This window comes from Spirosoma validum (assembly GCF_014699035.1).
Lineage (GTDB): Bacteria > Bacteroidota > Bacteroidia > Cytophagales > Spirosomataceae > Spirosoma > Spirosoma validum.
This window is the reverse complement of the sequence record NZ_JACXAA010000006.1, coordinates 393,551-409,756: the sequence shown is the minus strand read 5'-3', so window position 1 is coordinate 409,756 and position 16,206 is coordinate 393,551. Positions and strand designations below refer to the sequence as shown.

13 protein-coding genes are annotated in these 16,206 nt (G+C 46.9%); 3 read left to right on the top strand and 10 right to left on the bottom strand.

What is annotated here, in order from left to right:
* The 4 genes from IC230_RS18405 to fusA all read right to left on the bottom strand — a co-directional run bounded on the left by IC230_RS18405 (position 1) and on the right by fusA (position 5,619).
* Entirely contained in the window at positions 1-780 is a 780-nt protein-coding gene (locus IC230_RS18405; protein ID WP_191040501.1) for a rhomboid family intramembrane serine protease, read from the bottom strand.
* A 37-nt stretch (positions 781-817) separates the two neighbouring features.
* A complete protein-coding gene (gene mutL / locus IC230_RS18400; protein WP_191040500.1) occupies positions 818-2,851 on the bottom strand; it encodes a DNA mismatch repair endonuclease MutL in 2,034 nt (677 codons plus the stop codon).
* Between the two features lie 235 nt (positions 2,852-3,086).
* On the bottom strand, positions 3,087-3,392 hold the full coding sequence (gene rpsJ, locus IC230_RS18395; protein WP_191040499.1) for a 30S ribosomal protein S10: 306 nt from the start codon (positions 3,390-3,392) through the stop codon (positions 3,087-3,089).
* A 109-nt stretch (positions 3,393-3,501) separates the two neighbouring features.
* Complete coding sequence (gene fusA / locus IC230_RS18390) at positions 3,502-5,619, bottom strand: elongation factor G (protein ID WP_191040498.1); 2,118 nt, start codon at positions 5,617-5,619, stop codon at positions 3,502-3,504.
* Between the two features lie 211 nt (positions 5,620-5,830).
* Here fusA and IC230_RS18385 point away from each other — a divergent pair, with 211 nt between their 5' ends.
* The gene (locus IC230_RS18385) at positions 5,831-7,615 is read left to right on the top strand and encodes an ABC transporter ATP-binding protein (RefSeq protein WP_191040497.1); all 1,785 of its coding nucleotides are present in this window, start codon (positions 5,831-5,833) and stop codon (positions 7,613-7,615) included.
* 74 nt (positions 7,616-7,689) lie between these two features.
* On the opposite strand, the gene IC230_RS18380 is transcribed toward IC230_RS18385, so the two are convergent.
* The gene (locus tag IC230_RS18380; protein ID WP_191040496.1) at positions 7,690-8,403 is read right to left on the bottom strand and encodes a LexA family transcriptional regulator; all 714 of its coding nucleotides are present in this window, start codon (positions 8,401-8,403) and stop codon (positions 7,690-7,692) included.
* A 120-nt stretch (positions 8,404-8,523) separates the two neighbouring features.
* On the opposite strand from IC230_RS18380, the gene IC230_RS18375 reads away from it, so the two are divergent.
* Complete coding sequence (locus tag IC230_RS18375; RefSeq protein WP_191040495.1) at positions 8,524-9,789, top strand: DNA polymerase Y family protein; 1,266 nt, start codon at positions 8,524-8,526, stop codon at positions 9,787-9,789.
* Positions 9,790-9,891: 102 nt separating this feature from the next.
* Here the strand turns inward: IC230_RS18375 and IC230_RS18370 are convergent, their stop codons facing one another.
* Together IC230_RS18370 and IC230_RS18365 are read right to left on the bottom strand one after the other, a co-directional pair.
* On the bottom strand, positions 9,892-10,752 hold the full coding sequence (locus IC230_RS18370; protein WP_191040494.1) for a pirin family protein: 861 nt from the start codon (positions 10,750-10,752) through the stop codon (positions 9,892-9,894).
* Positions 10,753-10,817: 65 nt separating this feature from the next.
* Positions 10,818-11,636 (bottom strand): Fpg/Nei family DNA glycosylase, encoded by an 819-nt coding sequence (locus IC230_RS18365; protein ID WP_191040493.1) that lies wholly within the window; start codon positions 11,634-11,636, stop codon positions 10,818-10,820.
* A 366-nt stretch (positions 11,637-12,002) separates the two neighbouring features.
* Here IC230_RS18365 and IC230_RS18360 point away from each other — a divergent pair, with 366 nt between their 5' ends.
* Entirely contained in the window at positions 12,003-12,950 is a 948-nt protein-coding gene (locus IC230_RS18360; RefSeq protein ID WP_191040492.1) for a hypothetical protein, read from the top strand.
* An 86-nt stretch (positions 12,951-13,036) separates the two neighbouring features.
* Here IC230_RS18360 and IC230_RS18355 read toward each other — a convergent pair whose 3' ends face one another.
* The 3 genes from IC230_RS18355 to IC230_RS18345 form a co-directional block, all read right to left on the bottom strand.
* On the bottom strand, positions 13,037-13,474 hold the full coding sequence (locus IC230_RS18355; RefSeq protein WP_191040491.1) for a hypothetical protein: 438 nt from the start codon (positions 13,472-13,474) through the stop codon (positions 13,037-13,039).
* 2 nt (positions 13,475-13,476) lie between these two features.
* A complete protein-coding gene (locus IC230_RS18350) occupies positions 13,477-14,343 on the bottom strand; it encodes a transglutaminase domain-containing protein (RefSeq protein WP_191040490.1) in 867 nt (288 codons plus the stop codon).
* Between the two features lie 125 nt (positions 14,344-14,468).
* Positions 14,469-16,037, bottom strand: coding sequence for an OmpA family protein (locus IC230_RS18345; RefSeq protein ID WP_191040554.1), 1,569 nt, complete (start codon positions 16,035-16,037; stop codon positions 14,469-14,471).
* Positions 16,038-16,206: the final 169 nt, after the last annotated feature.

Sequence of the window (16,206 nt, the reverse complement as noted above, 5' to 3'; positions counted from 1 at the left end):
CTAATAAAATGTTTTACGCTGGGAACCCCAGTATTTCACCAGTATAAATGCAAATAACATGCCGCCAATGTGGGCGAAGTGTGCAACGTTATCGCTCTGCGCCCGATAAATACCCGAATACAGCTCATAGGCTCCGTAAAAAATAACGAGGTACTTTGCCTTAATCGGTATAGGTGGAAACAATAAAAATAACTGAGTGTTCGGAAACAATAAACCAAATCCCATTATTACGCCAAAAATCGCGCCAGAAGCACCAACCATTGGCTCGTCGACCTGATTTAGAAGAATTCGATTGGCAATCGACACGCTGTCCTGCAGGTTTTTACTGTCATTCGGATAGCTTTTAAATTTTTCTAAAAAAGGAACCAGTCGTTCATAATAAGACGCAGCATACTGATCAACGAACGCTGAAAAACTATCAAAACCCGGGCTCAGCCGATACGTTTGAACTGTTTCGTATACGTCGTGCGTCTCAAAATAGTTTATTCCCGAGAACAACAACGCAGCGCCTAAACCGCAAAAAAAGTAAAAAAACGTAAACCGGCGTGGTCCCCAAAACAACTCCAGCATCGGTCCGAAAACCACTAATCCAATCATGTTGCTGAAGATATGGCCAAAACCGCCATGCAGAAACATGTGTGTTAGTAGCTGAATTGGATTGAATTTGTCTGACAAAAACGAGTGAAGCCCAAATTGCTCAATAATGGCATCGTTCGTAAATAGAAAGACAACTACATTTAATATTAACAGAACACGAACTACCGGAGTAAGGTTAAACATTTTAATGTCAACTAATATATGCTGATTAACTCAATTATCAGCGAAAAAGTCCCGCAATTTTATCCAACGTCAAAACAACCGTTACGGGTTCGCCATTAGGTGTATAACTTGGGTTGGTCGATGCAAACAACTGATCAACCAGCGCCCGTCGTTCCGTTGTGCTTAAACGGGATGTATGACGCATAGCTGATCGACGCGCCAACGACCGCGCCATCGATTCAATCTTATCTAATTTCAATCGCCCGGTATCGGCCCGTAATTGGGCTAATAAGTTCGCGAACAGTTCTTCTTCATTGTCACCCATAGTTAGCGTGGGCACTCCCCGAATAACAAACGTATTGGCCCCCAATTCATCAAACTCAAAACCAAGATTCGTCAGATCATCGCGCAGTTCGATTGCTAACTGAAAATCGACAGGCATCAACGTAATCGTCTTTGGAAATAACAGTTGCTGTGAAGCTCCGTTCCGCTTCGTTAGCGCTACGTGGAACTGATCATACAGAATTCGTTCATACGCCCTTCGCTGGTCAATAAGCATCACTCCTGACTTGATCGGTGCCAGAAGGTAACGATTCTGAATCTGCACGAGGTTATCATCTTCAACCACTACGGGCGTATCTTGTTCCGATGCCTCTAGTCCGATCTGCAACTGATTGGCACGGCTTCCCAGTGTAATTGGTTCATTCTCGGGCAATACGTCTTCGGTAGCTGCTGAGTCAAGTTTAACGGGGCCCAGCCAATCACCGCCTTCCTTAGAATCACCAACGGGACGAACGGGTGTGTCCGTCCCTGCAACGCCCTCATACAGTGTTTGCCAGTTATTTACCGACGGACGAAGTTCAGGCTTTTTAGGTATATCAAAACTACTGCCTGCGGCTTTATCCAACGCATCATAACGTAACGCACTGCGCTCTTTTACTGGCTGGGTAGCAACCGGTTTTTCTCCAGATGCCCAGGAGGGTGTAATAGGTCGGGCAGCGTTACGTTCAGTCGTTACGTCTACGGCTGCTACTTTTGATGTACTTGGGCGCACACCCGCCAGGAAATTAACATCTGACTCAAAATCGAGCGAGGGGGAAAGGTTATAAACTCCTACCGCTTTCCGGACAGCCGCCATCATAATTGCATAAACAGACCGCTCATCGTCGAATTTTATTTCGGTTTTGGTTGGATGAATATTTATGTCGATGTGAGATGGATCAATATCAATGAACAGCACATAGAACGGATGGCTACCTTCCGGCAAAGTGCCTTCGTAAGCACCGATGACAGCATGATGCAGGTAATTGTGTTTTATGTAACGATTATTGACGAAGAAGAACTGCTCGTTACGGGCTTTCTTCGCTGATTCCGGTTTACCGATGTAGCCGCGTACCGTTACATAAGGCGTTGTTTCTTCGCACTGATTGAGTTGCTCACGATAACTTTTGCCAAACATATCAATGATTCGGCGGCTGAGTTTTCCGGCAGGCAGATTATAAATTTCCTGATCATTATGAAACAGAGAAAAGGCTACCTCTGGATTCGCAAGGGCAACACGCTGAAATTCATCAATAATATGACGCATTTCCACCGAATTTGACTTCAGAAAATTACGCCGGGCTGGTACGTTAAAGAACAGATTTTTAATGAGCAAATTCGTTCCGGGTAGGCAGGATATCGCTTCCTGTGCTTTAATATCGGAACCTTCTATACGTACAAGCGTACCGAGTTCATCCGTGGCTCGGCGCGTACGCATCTCAACCTGAGCAACGGCGGCAATAGAAGCCAGGGCTTCACCCCGAAATCCCATTGTCCGAATGCGGAATAAATCGTCGGACGAACGAATTTTGGACGTAGCGTGGCGCTCAAAACTCATGCGGGCGTCCGTTTCCGTCATGCCTGCCCCATCATCAACAATCTGAATCAGATTACGTCCTGCCTCCCGAATAATGACCTGTATTGATTTTGCTTTCGCGTCGACTGAGTTTTCAAGCAACTCTTTTACCACCGACGCGGGTCGCTGTACTACTTCACCAGCTGCAATCTGGTTCGCAATCGAGTCGGGCAGTAACTGAATGACGTTTAACATAACGTATAAAAGCTCCTGTTACGATGGTTCGCCGTAACGTAACAATATACAATAATAACTCATATACTGTATGTAAAATTCAACGAAAAGTTGTCGAATGGACAAAGTTCTATAGTCTACATTTCAGCACACAGTAAAGAACTAATCGTATGGGCTATTGAGTAAAAAAATAACTGCCGCAAACGCGAAACCGTAGTCTCGTATTTGCGGCAGTTTAAGCCTTAAGCTGAAATCATTAGACTTTGATTTCTACGTCAACGCCACTCGGTAATTCGAGCTTCATCAGCGCATCAACCGTTTTAGCACTGCTGCTATAGATATCGACTAAGCGCTTATACGTGCAAAGCTGAAACTGTTCCCGCGCCTTTTTATTGACGTGGGGCGACCGCAGTACAGTGTAGATTTCCTTGTTAGTTGGCAGTGGGATGGGACCGCTTACGATAGCACCCGTTGATTTTACTGCCTTTACAATCTTCTCGGCTGATTTGTCAACCAGCATGTGGTCAAACGACCGCAGCTTAATACGAATTTTTTGGCTCATTGTGTTTTGGTTCGTTAAGTGAACGTGCCTGTCGAAAGAACCATTTACTCCGACGACACAAAAAATGGGCAGTTAGTTACTAGAACCAACTGCCCAATATCTTAAAGGCTTACGCCTTCACTGTACCTTTTTCTTTAGCGACCACTGTATCCGAAATGTTCTGTGGTACCACTTCATAGTGAGCGAACGTTAGGTTGGCGGTAGCGCGACCCGACGACATTGTCCGCAGATCCGTTACGTAACCGAACAGCTCAGAAAGAGGAACGTCAGCTTTGATCACTTGTGAGCCGGCTTTCGAGTCCATACCTTTCATCACACCCCGACGACGGTTCAAATCACCCGTGATTGGGCCCGTATATTCTTCCGGAGTAAGGACTTCAACAGCCATAATTGGTTCAAGCAATTTCGGGCCAGCCTGACGAGCGGCCTCGCGGAAGCCCAGACGAGCTGCCATTTCGAACGAAAGCGAATCGGAGTCAACGTCATGGTATGAACCGTGGAACAGCCGAACTTTCATGCTTTCAAGCGGGAAACCAGCTAACGGACCGTTTTTCAGCGATTCGTCAAAGCCTTTCTGTACGGCAGGGATAAATTCACGAGGAATTACACCACCAACAATACCATTCACAAAATCCAGACCAGGCTGCGTAACACCATTTTCGTCGGCATCACGTGGTCCGAGTTCGAATACGATATCGGCAAACTTACCGCGACCACCCGTTTGTTTCTTATAAACTTCGCGGTGTTCAACGTTTTTGGTAAGTTTCTCTTTATAAGCCACCTGGGGTGCACCCTGGTTTACTTCAACCTTGAACTCCCGACGCATCCGATCGATAATGATTTCGAGGTGAAGCTCACCCATACCCCGGATGATTGTCTGACCCGTTTCTTCGTTCGACTCAACTTTCAGCGTTGGATCTTCTTCGATCAGTTTACCAATTGCTTTCGAGAAGTTATCCTGATCAGCTGTTTTCTTCGGCTCGATAGCGTAACCAATAACTGGGTCTGGGAATACCATCGACTCGAGCACGATTGGGTGCTTCTCATCCGATAACGTATCGCCCGTTTTGATGTCCTTGAAACCAACTACAGCACCGATGTCACCAGCTTCCAGACGTTCGATCTGGTTTTGCTTGTTAGCGTGCATTTGGAAAATCCGCGAAATCCGTTCCTTATTACCCGAACGGTTGTTCAGGATATACGAACCTGACTCCAGCACACCCGAGTATGAACGCACGAAGCACAAACGACCTACGTAAGGATCAGTCGCGATTTTAAACGCCAGCGCCGAGAAGGGTTCGGTCGATGACGGTTTCCGCGAAATTTCTTCACCCGTATCTGGGTTGGTTCCTTTGATGCTCTCCTTGTCCATTGGTGATGGCAACAGGGCCATCACGTAGTCGAGCATGGTTTGAACACCCTTGTTTTTGAACGATGAACCGCACAGCATCGGCACGATTTTCATGCTGATGGTCGCTTTGCGAAGAGCCGCCAGAATTTCGTCTTCCGAAATCGTGTCAGGGTCGTCGAAATACTTCTCCATCAGTTGATCGTCGAATTCAGCAACGGCTTCGAGAAGTTTCTCGCGCCATTCGGTGGCCTCCTCCAGCATGTCATCGGGAATGGGGACAACCTCAAAGGTCATACCCTTATCCGACTCATTCCAGACAATACCCCGGAAGTTAACAAGGTCAACAACACCTTTGAAGTTATCTTCTTCACCGATTGGTAACTGAAGGGGAACAGCGTAGCTACCGAGCATTTCCTTCACCTGCTTACACACGTTCAGGAAATCGGCACCAGAGCGGTCCATTTTGTTCACGAAGCCCAGACGGGCTACGTTATAGTTGTTAGCCAGACGCCAGTTGGTTTCTGACTGAGGTTCAACACCATCAACGGCGCTGAACAGGAACACCAGCCCATCAAGTACACGTAACGAGCGGTTCACTTCAACCGTGAAGTCAACGTGTCCTGGTGTATCGATGATGTTGATGTGGTATTTTTTGTCACGGTAGGTCCAGTCAACAGTCGTGGCAGCTGAGGTGATTGTGATACCCCGCTCCTGCTCCTGTTCCATCCAGTCCATGGTAGCGGCACCATCGTGTACCTCACCAATCTTGTGGCTTACCCCGGCGTAATAGAGAATGCGTTCGGTTGTGGTCGTCTTACCCGCATCAATGTGGGCAGCGATACCGATGTTTCTCGTGAAATTTAAATCGCGAGCCATTAGCTTGTATACTGAAAGTTATGTTTTTCTAAATTCGAAAGAAGGGCCATTACGTTCAGCATATGACCCCGCTATAAATCAGGTCGCAAAATTACTGAATTTCAATCAGAAAAGCAATGATAAGGTAAAGAATATCGCAGAAACTATTCTCCTTTTTTGTCCATTTTAGGAATTGATTACGTCTCAAAAAATGAGACCATAACTTGGAATCATGCAAAATCCATACATCGCTCTGTTGCGAACTGTCTGGACGTATGCCCGGCATGAGAAACGGCAGTACGTACTGATTTATTCCCTGTTTATTCTGGCAAACGTCGTGGCGGCACTACGGCCGTTGCTGTTCGGTTGGTTTGTCGGGCAACTGCAACAACAGGATGCCAATATTCTTCGATTGGTCTGGCTATATGCGGGTGGGTACGTAACACTTGAATTGCTGGAGTGGGCATTTCACGGACCTGCGCGGATAAAGGAACGACGGTTAGCGTTTAATGTAAGCCGCAATTTCCTGGATGAACTCTTTCATCAGACGTTGTATCTACCTGTCGGCTGGCATAAAGATCATCATAGTGGCTCCACCATTAACCGAATTCGCAAAGCCTATGACGCGCTCAAAACGTTTTTTCAGGATGGCTTTATTTACCTTCAAACGCTGGCAAAATTCGTGTTCTCGTTTGGGGCGATGTTGTACTTTTCGCCCGTTTTTGGATTAGTAGGCGTAGCCCTGGGTGCTGTTACAATAGGGGTAATCCGACGTTTCGACCGGCCGTTTATTAAAGCTCTCGACGAAACCAACGAACACGAACATGTACTCTCTGCCACGCTCTTCGATAGTTTGTCGAATATCATTACGGTAATTACGCTGCGACTGGAAGAGCGAATCCAGGCTAGTTTGGGTAGTAAAGTTTTGGCTGTTTTCCCGCCATTCATGCGACAGGTGCGGATTAATGAATGGAAATGGTTTGCCGCCAGCATACTCGTCAGTTTGATTTACGTCGTCATGGCAGCTGGTTATGTCTATCAGCACTACGTTCCCGGGCAGGTTTTTCTGATTGGTGGATTGGTAACGCTGCTCGGGTATGTGAATCAGTTTACGAGCGTGTTTCATGATGTTGCGTACCAATACACCGAAATTGTGAAATACAATACCGACGTACAAACGGCTCGGAGTATTGGTGATGCTTATGCTCAACACGAGCGACCTGAACACGAAACATTACCTGTCAATTGGCAGACAATCGAGATCGCCGGACTCAATTTCTCACATGGGCGCAACGTAGCGGGTATGTCGCGGAAAGCAGCGAATCTTAGTGATTTACGGATCAGCCTGGGTCGGGGTAAGCGAATTGCGTTTATCGGCGAAAGCGGTTCTGGTAAAAGTACGTTATTGACGCTATTACGCGGCTTGTATGTACCTGGGCCGGGTTTGTCAGTTCAGGTAGACGATCAGGTATCGACCAGTCTGAACGCCGTTGCAAATACCGTAACGCTATTTCCGCAGGAGCCGGAGATTTTTGAGAATACGATTGCGTATAATATTACGCTTGGTCTCCCTTTTGACGATGAAGCCGTGGCTGAGGTTTGCCGGATTGCGCGGTTCGACGACGTAGTGAAACAGTTACCGAACGGACTGGAAACGAATATTCAGGAGAAAGGTGTAAACCTGTCTGGCGGGCAACGCCAACGCTTGGCCCTGGCCAGGGGCGTACTGGCGGCTAGAACCAGCGATATTGTGTTATTTGACGAGCCAACGAGCAGTGTAGACCCCAAAACGGAGTTGGCTATCTATCGGGAGCTGCTGCGCGAGTTTGCTGGCAAAGCGGTTGTTTCAACGCTGCACCGCCTTCATCTACTACCTCTGTTTGACTATATTTATATTATGCAGAGTGGCAAAATCGTGGATGAAGGTAGTTTTACGGAACTTCGCCAGCGTAGTACCATTTTTCAGGAAATGTGGACGCACCAGGAGGATGTGATGAAAAAAGTCGAGCCGGCGTAATTGTCGATTGATATGTTCATCCAACAGAAAGGGCTTGCTCGATGAGCAAGCCCTTTCTGTTGGATGAACATTGTTTATTCTACCGGAGCCTCAACAATGGATACGATCTTCCATAGGCCTCGTATGTCCTGCAAGGGTACTGTTACGTTACCACCGTTCGGATTATCGGAGTGAAGAGTAAGGTATTTACGGGTCAGGAGCTCGTTGTCGCGAATGCGTTTAACCACGAAATAATCGCGATACATGACGGCATACACCCCACCCGATTGATATTCCCAGTTATTTTCGCTCACAGGGACGGCCAGCACTTTAGCGCCGTGCGCCAGTTGAGGACTCATGCTGTTCCCCGAAATCTCCAGCACGACTGCCTGTTTATGACCTTTAGCGACCGTCTTTCGTATTCTGAATAATTCCGTTTCGGCGGTACTATGCCCGTCGGCATAACTCTCCACGAAACTGGCGTAGAATTTAACCGGCACAAACGGTACTTCGATCGTGTCGTCTTCCACGTTCATTAACCTAGCGTTCTCCTCCGGTGACTTTAAAATAGGCGTAATACCCCGAATCAGATAGTCTGCACTGATTTGAGGATAGCAGGCCAGCAGGCTCATAATGGTATCGTATGAGGGTTTGGCCCGACCGTTAAGAATATTATAAAACTTAGATGGATTCTCGCCCAACTCCTTAGCTATCTGATAAATCGTTATGCCTAGAGCGTCGAAAACCTGCTTTAGTCGGTCCTGGATCGTCACGGTACTGTCAATTTTTTTTGAACAAATTTCTGTCATTATCGGATAAATAATTGCCGATATAATACAAGTAAAATATATTGCGCTTGTATTACAGCAAATATACAATAAATACAGACGAATGCTTGCACGAAAAGCAACGTTCTTACCCAAAAATTGATGAACCGGAACCGACTCGCCACGCATGTGCTCCCAACAGTAATGTTTGTGGATATGAACAGTTTCTTTGCTTCCTGTGAACAGCAGGATAACTACTGGTTACGTGGGCGGCCTATCGGTGTATGCGTGTATACGGGGCGGCAAGGTTGTGTGATTGCCCCTTCCGTAGAAGCAAAGCAGCGGGGCGTAAAAACAGGAATGCGGTTAGACGAAGCTATGGTTTTGTGTCCAGACTTGGTGCCGGTTGAAACGCACCCAAGTCGGTACAGGGAATACCACGTGAAGATTGTGGAGGTACTGCGGGAGTTCTCGGAAGATGTGGTGCCGAAAAGTATTGATGAAGCTGTTGTGGATCTAACGAACTATCAACTGGTCTACAAAGACATGCGCCAGACAGCAATGACGATCAAACAGGCCATTAAACAGAAAGTAGGTGACTGGCTTCGCTGTTCCATTGGCATTGCGCCGAACGTCTTTCTGGCCAAGCTGGCTTCCGATGTACAAAAACCCGATGGGTTGACAATCATTACGCCCGAAACAATTGATGACGTATTACGCAGGCTAAAACTTACAGACTTGCCCGGAATTGGTCAGCGAATGGCTATCCGGCTTGAAGATGGTGGCATTCATACACCGTTGGCGTTACGATATACAACACCAGAGCATCTGCGGGCTGTTTGCAAAAGTATCATTGGCTGGCACTGGCACATACGGTTGAATTTCGGCGGGGAGGTTGATTTAGATACCAACGATGCGATGAAAAGCATGTCGGCGATGCGTACCATTTCGACCGAGCAGCGAAACACACCCGAGCGTTTGGATGAACTACTCCAATCGCTCTGTCTGACGCTTGAACGGCGGATGGTCAGTAAGAATATATTTTGTCAGGACCTGTCGTTCTCCTGTCGCTATCACAATGGCAAAACCTATAATTTTGACGTACATTTTCCAGAGCCGAAGCAGGACGGGCCTGAATTGTATCAAATTATTAAGGACAGACTCGATAAATTTCAGGCAGCTCATCGCTGCGAACCGGTGTTGAATAATTATTTACGTAGCATGTCGGTCGTCGTTTACCGATTCATACCAACCGAACTGGTACCGCTACGTCTGTTTGATGATGATACCCGCAAAAATAAACTCCGGCAAACGCTGTATGATCTCAAAACAAAGTTTGGTCAGGATAAACTCATGCGGGCTACTGAGCTACGCGACAATCCTGTTTATCGGGACGTAATCGGATTCGGGAATATTAAAGATTTGTGAGTAAGGCTGCTAACAGCCATTTACGTTACATCATTTGACAATTTCATTCATAGAAGAATAAGAACAAATGACGTAACGCAAATGGCTATTGATGACAACTCCTTAATTAAGTACCCCCATCTTTCCTGCCTGGAAGTCGCTGAAGGCGTCAATAAGTTCTTCGCGGGTATTCATCACGAACGGCCCATAAACGGCCAGCGGTTCATGAATAGGCTCGCCAGCCAGAATGAGTAATTTTGTTTCAGCATTGGTCGAGAGCGTAACGGTATCGCCATCTGTGTTCGTCAAAGCAATCTGGCCATGTTCTATAGCTGCCCCATTTATCCTGGCCGATCCACTCAGTACATACACCATCAGCGAATAATCAGCAGGCACAGCAAACGTTTCGACCTGACTGGTTGATAGTGCCAGATCGGCAACAATAACCGGGCTAAATGTATGAGCCGGCCCCCGTATACCTCCAAGTTCACCCGCAATGACACGTAATCGACCACCACCGGGCAAGATTTCCGTTGGAATTCGTGACGAAGCAAGGTCCTGATAATTGGGTGGACTCATTTTATCCTTAGCCGGGAGATTGACCCATAACTGCACAAAATCAAGACGACCGCCCTGACGTGAGAATTCACGCTCGTGCTTTTCTTCGTGAATGATGCCCGATGCCGCCGTCATCCATTGTACGTCACCGGCATAAAGCTTGCCATGATTGCCCGCCGAATCCCGATGTTCTAAAGCCCCCTCGTAGACAATCGTTACGGTCTCGAATCCCCGATGAGGGTGCTCATCAACACCTTTAGGATAAGGGGAAGGTTGCACCTGCATCGGACCGTGATGATCTAAGAGTAGAAATGGATTGAACGGCTTTGACCCCTGCGGATGAAAAGCGTTTAAACCCGTGAATCCGTCCCCAACGTTGGTTGGCGTAGCGGTACGTATATCCAAAATTGTTCGTTGCGTTTTCATGATTCATGTATCTACATGTAATTTCTAAACGCACTAAGTTTTACACAAGTTCATTGCCTGAAGCTTCAGCTAATTACCTGTTCTTTGGGACAAAAGAACGTAGTACGTCCCCCCACGACTGATCGCTCGATCCGGGTCTGGCAACGGGGGCAGAACTTATGCGCTTCGACGTCGTCGTAAGGTGAATCATCCCATTCACGAACATGTATCAGGAAATTGTTTGGAAAGTCCCGGTACGTCGCTTCATACCGGATGGCGGTTTCAAGGACAAGATAAATGGCCTGATGCAACTGACGCATCTGGATATCGGTGAGGGTATCGGCCCGTTGCTCAGGATGAATAAAGGCCTGAAATAAAACTTCATCGACAATCCAGTTCCCAAGGCCAGCCACAACGCTTTGATCGAGGAGAACGGGTTTAATGAAGGCTTTTTTACGACGAATGCGTTCGGTTAGCTCATCCAGGGAAATCGCTAACCCATCTGGCCCAATTTTTTTGCGTAGTAGGAAAGCGTCGATATCATCCACTAAACCAACCCGCTCAAACTTACGGGGACACAAAAAGCCGAGATTAAAGCCGTTAGCAAACTCGAATACGATCCGGGCAAAGCGTGGCCGGTCGAGTGAGGAGTGATAATATTCCAGATCGCCGGTCATGCCAAAATGCATGTGAACAATCACGGCTGGATCGTCAGTTAGCACGAACAGATTTTTCCCAGTTCGGCGCGTACCCGTGAATTGACGACCGGTCAACGCCTGTGCTAACGTAGCGTAGTCGGTGGTTAAAAGTTTTTTGTCCTCAACCTCAATATGATTGATTGGCTGATGCAGAGAAGATGTTTCGAGGTATTGACGTCTAATTTCAACCTCAGGCAGTTCGGGCATAGAGTGTCGTTGTTTACCTGATAACCATAGGTAGTATTTTGTTGTTATGGTCCGATGGAATAATACGCTACTAACTGTATAGTCTAACTGATCTATAAAACACGGATTTATTATTCGGCGTAAATAATTGATAGTCAGATGTGACTTTGTAGCTTTAGAAAGGTGAGTTAATAAACTTTTTTTGCCTCAATCGGTTGTAGTCGACAATAGATTGGCGGGAACCGACGTTTCGAGAATATTGTTTATTGTTTTCGTCGCTGTTTTTATTCTAGACCAAACCTTGAATGCAATAACCTTTACACACCGCGTAAGCGGCTTTTTGAAGTTGGTGCATGTTTAATCGTTAAACTAAACTGAAAATTCTTTATGGAAGGTAATTCGCAAAAATCCAAAACAAGCGGTGCTCTGCTGGCAGGTCTAATTATCATGACTGGTCTGGCTGGGGTATCGAGTTATCTGTATTTCGACCAGAAGAAAGTATCCGAAAATCAGGAAGTAACCATCTCCGAACGTGTTGAAGAATTATCAACAACCCGAGTTAAGCTGGATTCGATCTCGACTGCTCTGGATGCTAAAATTGCCGAAGTACAGAAATTGGGTGGCGACGTTTCTGAGCTAGAAAAAATGAAAACGCAATTAGAGCGCGATAAGGCTTCCTTACGTAAAGGTAACCGGATATCTATTGCTAAATACGAAGCTAAAATTAAAGAATACGAAGCTTTTTTGGTTGAGAAAGATACGCTTATTGCTAATCTGCAACGTGAAAACGTAACACTGGCAACCAACGTCAAAACGCTGGATGAAGAAAACACCGGCCTGAAAGTGAAAGGTCAGCAATTCCGTGATTCGGTAACGACTGTTGTATCGCAGGTTCAATCCCAGAATCAGGAACTTAGCACGAAGGTTACCCGCGCAGCTGCTCTGAAAGCACAAAATGTAAAAGTGTTTGCAGTGAATGCTAAAGGCAAAGTGAAAGAAGATGATTCATACAAAGCGAAGCGTCTGGACAAAATCAAACTGGTTTATACTCTGTTAGACAATCCGTTGACGAAAGAAGAGCCCAAAGATGTTTTTGTTCGGGTACTTGATCCAACCGGCGCTGTTGTATCAGATATGGCAAACGGTTCTGGAACATTTACGGTAGATGGCAGTGAAACGGTTTATACAACCAAACAAACTGTTAACTATACAAGCAATGGTCAGAGTGTTGAACTTCTGTATAGCCGTGGTATTCCTTACAAGCCAGGTAAATACACGGTAGAGTTGTATTCTGAAGGTTTCCGTATCGGTTCCGGCGAATTTGCTGTTCGCTAGACATTCAAAGCATAGCATATATCAACAAAAAAGCGCGCTACTCAACGGTAGTGCGCTTTTTTCTTAGTAAGAAAGTCAGGTTTATACTATTTGGAGCCTATAAAATAAAGTCCATTGGCAGAATCATTCTGCATACTGATACGTAGCAGTTGGCCCTGCTTCTCCATACCATTACTAGTGAAAACACGATCGGTTTGCAAAGTACCAATAACCGACCCGGCTGCGCTCAGCTGAATGCCATTCGGCTCACGGAGTAACGTTACGTGTTCAATCGAATGACTGGATTTGACTGGGTAAAGTTTTGAATAAATCAGCGTTACGCTATTGGCCGATTCCGCCTTTAGCTCAGCATAAGGTAATTCGCTCGATGCCGTTGCTACGTAGGCAGGATCGAGATAAACATTCGTTTGATACGTACCGACTGCTTCTCCGGCCAGCGTTGGTGAGCTCGGCTGAATAGCATCTTCCTGTTGGCAGGATGTCATTAATCCCACAAAAGCACAGAAAAGCAGTTGTTTTTTCATCGTTAATTACTGTCTTGGTTATTAGACCCTACTGATGTCGATAGGGTTGGAGCCTGTTCCGATTTTTTTTCACTTTCCAACTCCTCATTCTGAGCCGTATCGACCCATACTTTCATATCGTTGAGTTGCATCGATCCGAATTGTGTTGTAAACGCTACGTCAGCGGCATCCCGGCCATAAGCAACCGTAACTCGGTTGCCCCGCGGCAGTTCCTGGGTTGCGTCAAATGTAAACCAGCGGCCATCTACATAAGCCTCAAACCAGGCATGTAAGTCCATTGGATCAAGCTGATATAAATACCCAACGACCATTCGGGCTGGAATATTTAACGCCCGGCACAAGGAGATACCCAGGTGCGTGAAATCCCGGCAAACGCCAACGCGATTGTTGGCGGTATCGACAGCTGACGTACTGGCATCGCTGGTTCCGTACTGGTATTTGATATTTTCGTGAATCCACTTACGAATGGCTTCTGCCTGATCATAACCCGGCTCTGTACCCTCTGTAATCTGGGCGGCTAAATCACCCAACTGATCAGACTGGCAATAACGGCTGGGCAAGGTATAATGCAGAACACTATCGGGTAATTCTTCAACGGGCGTGTACGGAGCTCCCGGCGATACGTCGATCAGATCGGCTGTTTGAACCGTAGCTGAAAAATGAATCGAAAATAATCCCTGGGGGGCTACAACCCGTTGACAGAGGTTACCGTACATATCGGTAAACTCAGTTACATTAACGGCGGGAGTAATCTGATATTCTTCGCGAATGATCCATTGGCCGGCTCCTGACCGGGGACGTAGCATAAGAATTAATGGTGTTGGCGTTTGCGCGTCAAAAGTAAGTTCGCAGCCTGCGTTGAGTTGCATGTCTGAAGTAAATGAATGAGGTTGTATCCTGATTGAACTTTTTTAAATCAAGATGTTAACTCAATAGTCTGGAGATAGTTAGGGGTTCATAACTATTTTTTGCCTTAGAAAGCCCATACGGGTACTTACTTCTTCACGATCACAAACTCAACCCGTCGGTTCTGCTGGCGACCCTCATCGGTGTCATTGGTGGCAACGGGCTTTGTTTCGCCCAAGCCTTTGCTGGCCACACGGTCGGGTTCAATTCCCTTGCTGATGAAATATTCACGAACGGCATCGGCCCGATCCTGTGAGAGCTTGGCATTTAGCTCGTTTGAGCCGGTATTATCCGTATGCCCACGTACTTCGACGACCATTTTAGGCGCTTCGTTCAGAGTCGTTACCAGGCGATCCAGTTCGGGGCTGGACTCAGGCCGGAGTTCGGACTTACCCGTATCGAAGAAAATATTGTTTAACCGCACCGTTCGGCCAACTTCTACCGGTACGAGCTTCAGCTCTTTTCCCTTAATTTCTTTATAACCAGTTCCTTTCCCAGTTAAGTCGATGTTGTCGCCCTCAGCAATAAAATCCTTGGCAACAGCTCGCATGGTATATTTCTGACCGAACGGCAAAATGATCTTATACTCACCCGTAAGTGGATCTGACGTAGCTTCACCCGCTTCGGCGCCATCGGGCAGGGTCTGGTAAATAATGCGGGCTTCAACAGGCTTACCAGTTGTCTGATCAATCACTTTACCGCTAATCAGCGCGACTGGATCTGGGGTTGTTACGTCGGTTTTTCCAGCTACGTCATCGCCACCGCCCACTTTGCTCGGCTGATCCGTTGAACTGTCGCGAAGTTTAATCCGTACAATATCGCCCTTGCCCAGTGTATTTTTGAACGTAGTGAGATACGCGTAGTCGCCCGTAGCTGAGAGTGTATAATACGCGTCATAGCCGTCTGTATTAACTTTGGGGCCGAGGTTAACGGGTTTTGACCAGTGCTTCCAGGTTTTATCGACCCGTTTGCAGACGTAAATATCGTTACTGCCCTGTCCGCCATCCCGATTGCTCGAAAAATAAAGCGTTGCTCCGTCAGGGGCCAGAAAGGGCGTCGTTTCGGTAAATTTCGTGTTTACCTCCGGGCCAAGGTCCACGGGTTTTGTCCAGGAACCATCTTTCTGTCGGAAACTTACGTAGAGATCGTCATCTTTGCTGTTCTTCTTCTCGCTGAATGCCATCAGCAGCACTTTCCCGTCCGATGACATAAACCCACAGTCGAACTGCCCTTTGCTCATGCTGACATAATTGGGAATGTCTATTTTTTGGGGAGCTGACCAACCCGCTGGTATACGTTTGCTGAACGAAAACCCACGGGTTTCGTAGGTGCCGTTGTTATACTGCCCTTTGATGAGCATGGTGTTCCCGTCGGGCGTAATGCTATAAGCGCAGTTGTACTCGTCTTTGTTGAGTGGAGCGCTCATGTGCTGAGCAGGACCCCATTTCCCGCTTGTTGTATCAAGTTTAGCGAACCAGATATCCTGACTTCCCTTAACGCCATGCGTATTGTTGGGATGGCTGATCCGGGCAAAATAAAGCGTTTGACCATCGGGCGAAATCATAGGATTGATTTCGTTAAATTCCGAATTGATCTGATTACCAAGGTTTTCGAAAGGCTGATTCGACGCTGAAGTGGCACTGTCCCGGCGGGCCATAGCTGGACTGGCTGGTTCGGCAGGAGGATTCTGTGGCACGGCAACCTGTGGTGCCGTATTTCGGCCTGCCGATACAGTGGAATCCTTACCCGGCTGACCACTTGTCGACAGAGAAATAAATAGCAAAAACAGGCTGGCAGCAACAGCACCATGGGCATTCATAAGGTGG

Coding starts and splice junctions, on each gene's coding strand:
- IC230_RS18375 (WP_191040495.1), top strand. CDS start 8,524: ATGAACCGGAACCGACTCGCCACGCATGTGCTCCCAACAGTAATGTTT.
- IC230_RS18380 (WP_191040496.1), bottom strand. CDS start 8,403: ATGACAGAAATTTGTTCAAAAAAAATTGACAGTACCGTGACGATCCAG.
- IC230_RS18370 (WP_191040494.1), bottom strand. CDS start 10,752: ATGAAAACGCAACGAACAATTTTGGATATACGTACCGCTACGCCAACC.
- IC230_RS18405 (WP_191040501.1), bottom strand. CDS start 780: ATGTTTAACCTTACTCCGGTAGTTCGTGTTCTGTTAATATTAAATGTA.
- mutL (WP_191040500.1), bottom strand. CDS start 2,851: ATGTTAAACGTCATTCAGTTACTGCCCGACTCGATTGCGAACCAGATT.
- IC230_RS18385 (WP_191040497.1), top strand. CDS start 5,831: ATGCAAAATCCATACATCGCTCTGTTGCGAACTGTCTGGACGTATGCC.
- IC230_RS18355 (WP_191040491.1), bottom strand. CDS start 13,474: ATGAAAAAACAACTGCTTTTCTGTGCTTTTGTGGGATTAATGACATCC.
- IC230_RS18365 (WP_191040493.1), bottom strand. CDS start 11,636: ATGCCCGAACTGCCTGAGGTTGAAATTAGACGTCAATACCTCGAAACA.
- fusA (WP_191040498.1), bottom strand. CDS start 5,619: ATGGCTCGCGATTTAAATTTCACGAGAAACATCGGTATCGCTGCCCAC.
- IC230_RS18360 (WP_191040492.1), top strand. CDS start 12,003: ATGGAAGGTAATTCGCAAAAATCCAAAACAAGCGGTGCTCTGCTGGCA.
- IC230_RS18350 (WP_191040490.1), bottom strand. CDS start 14,343: ATGCAACTCAACGCAGGCTGCGAACTTACTTTTGACGCGCAAACGCCA.
- IC230_RS18345 (WP_191040554.1), bottom strand. CDS start 16,037: ATGGCCCGCCGGGACAGTGCCACTTCAGCGTCGAATCAGCCTTTCGAA.
- rpsJ (WP_191040499.1), bottom strand. CDS start 3,392: ATGAGCCAAAAAATTCGTATTAAGCTGCGGTCGTTTGACCACATGCTG.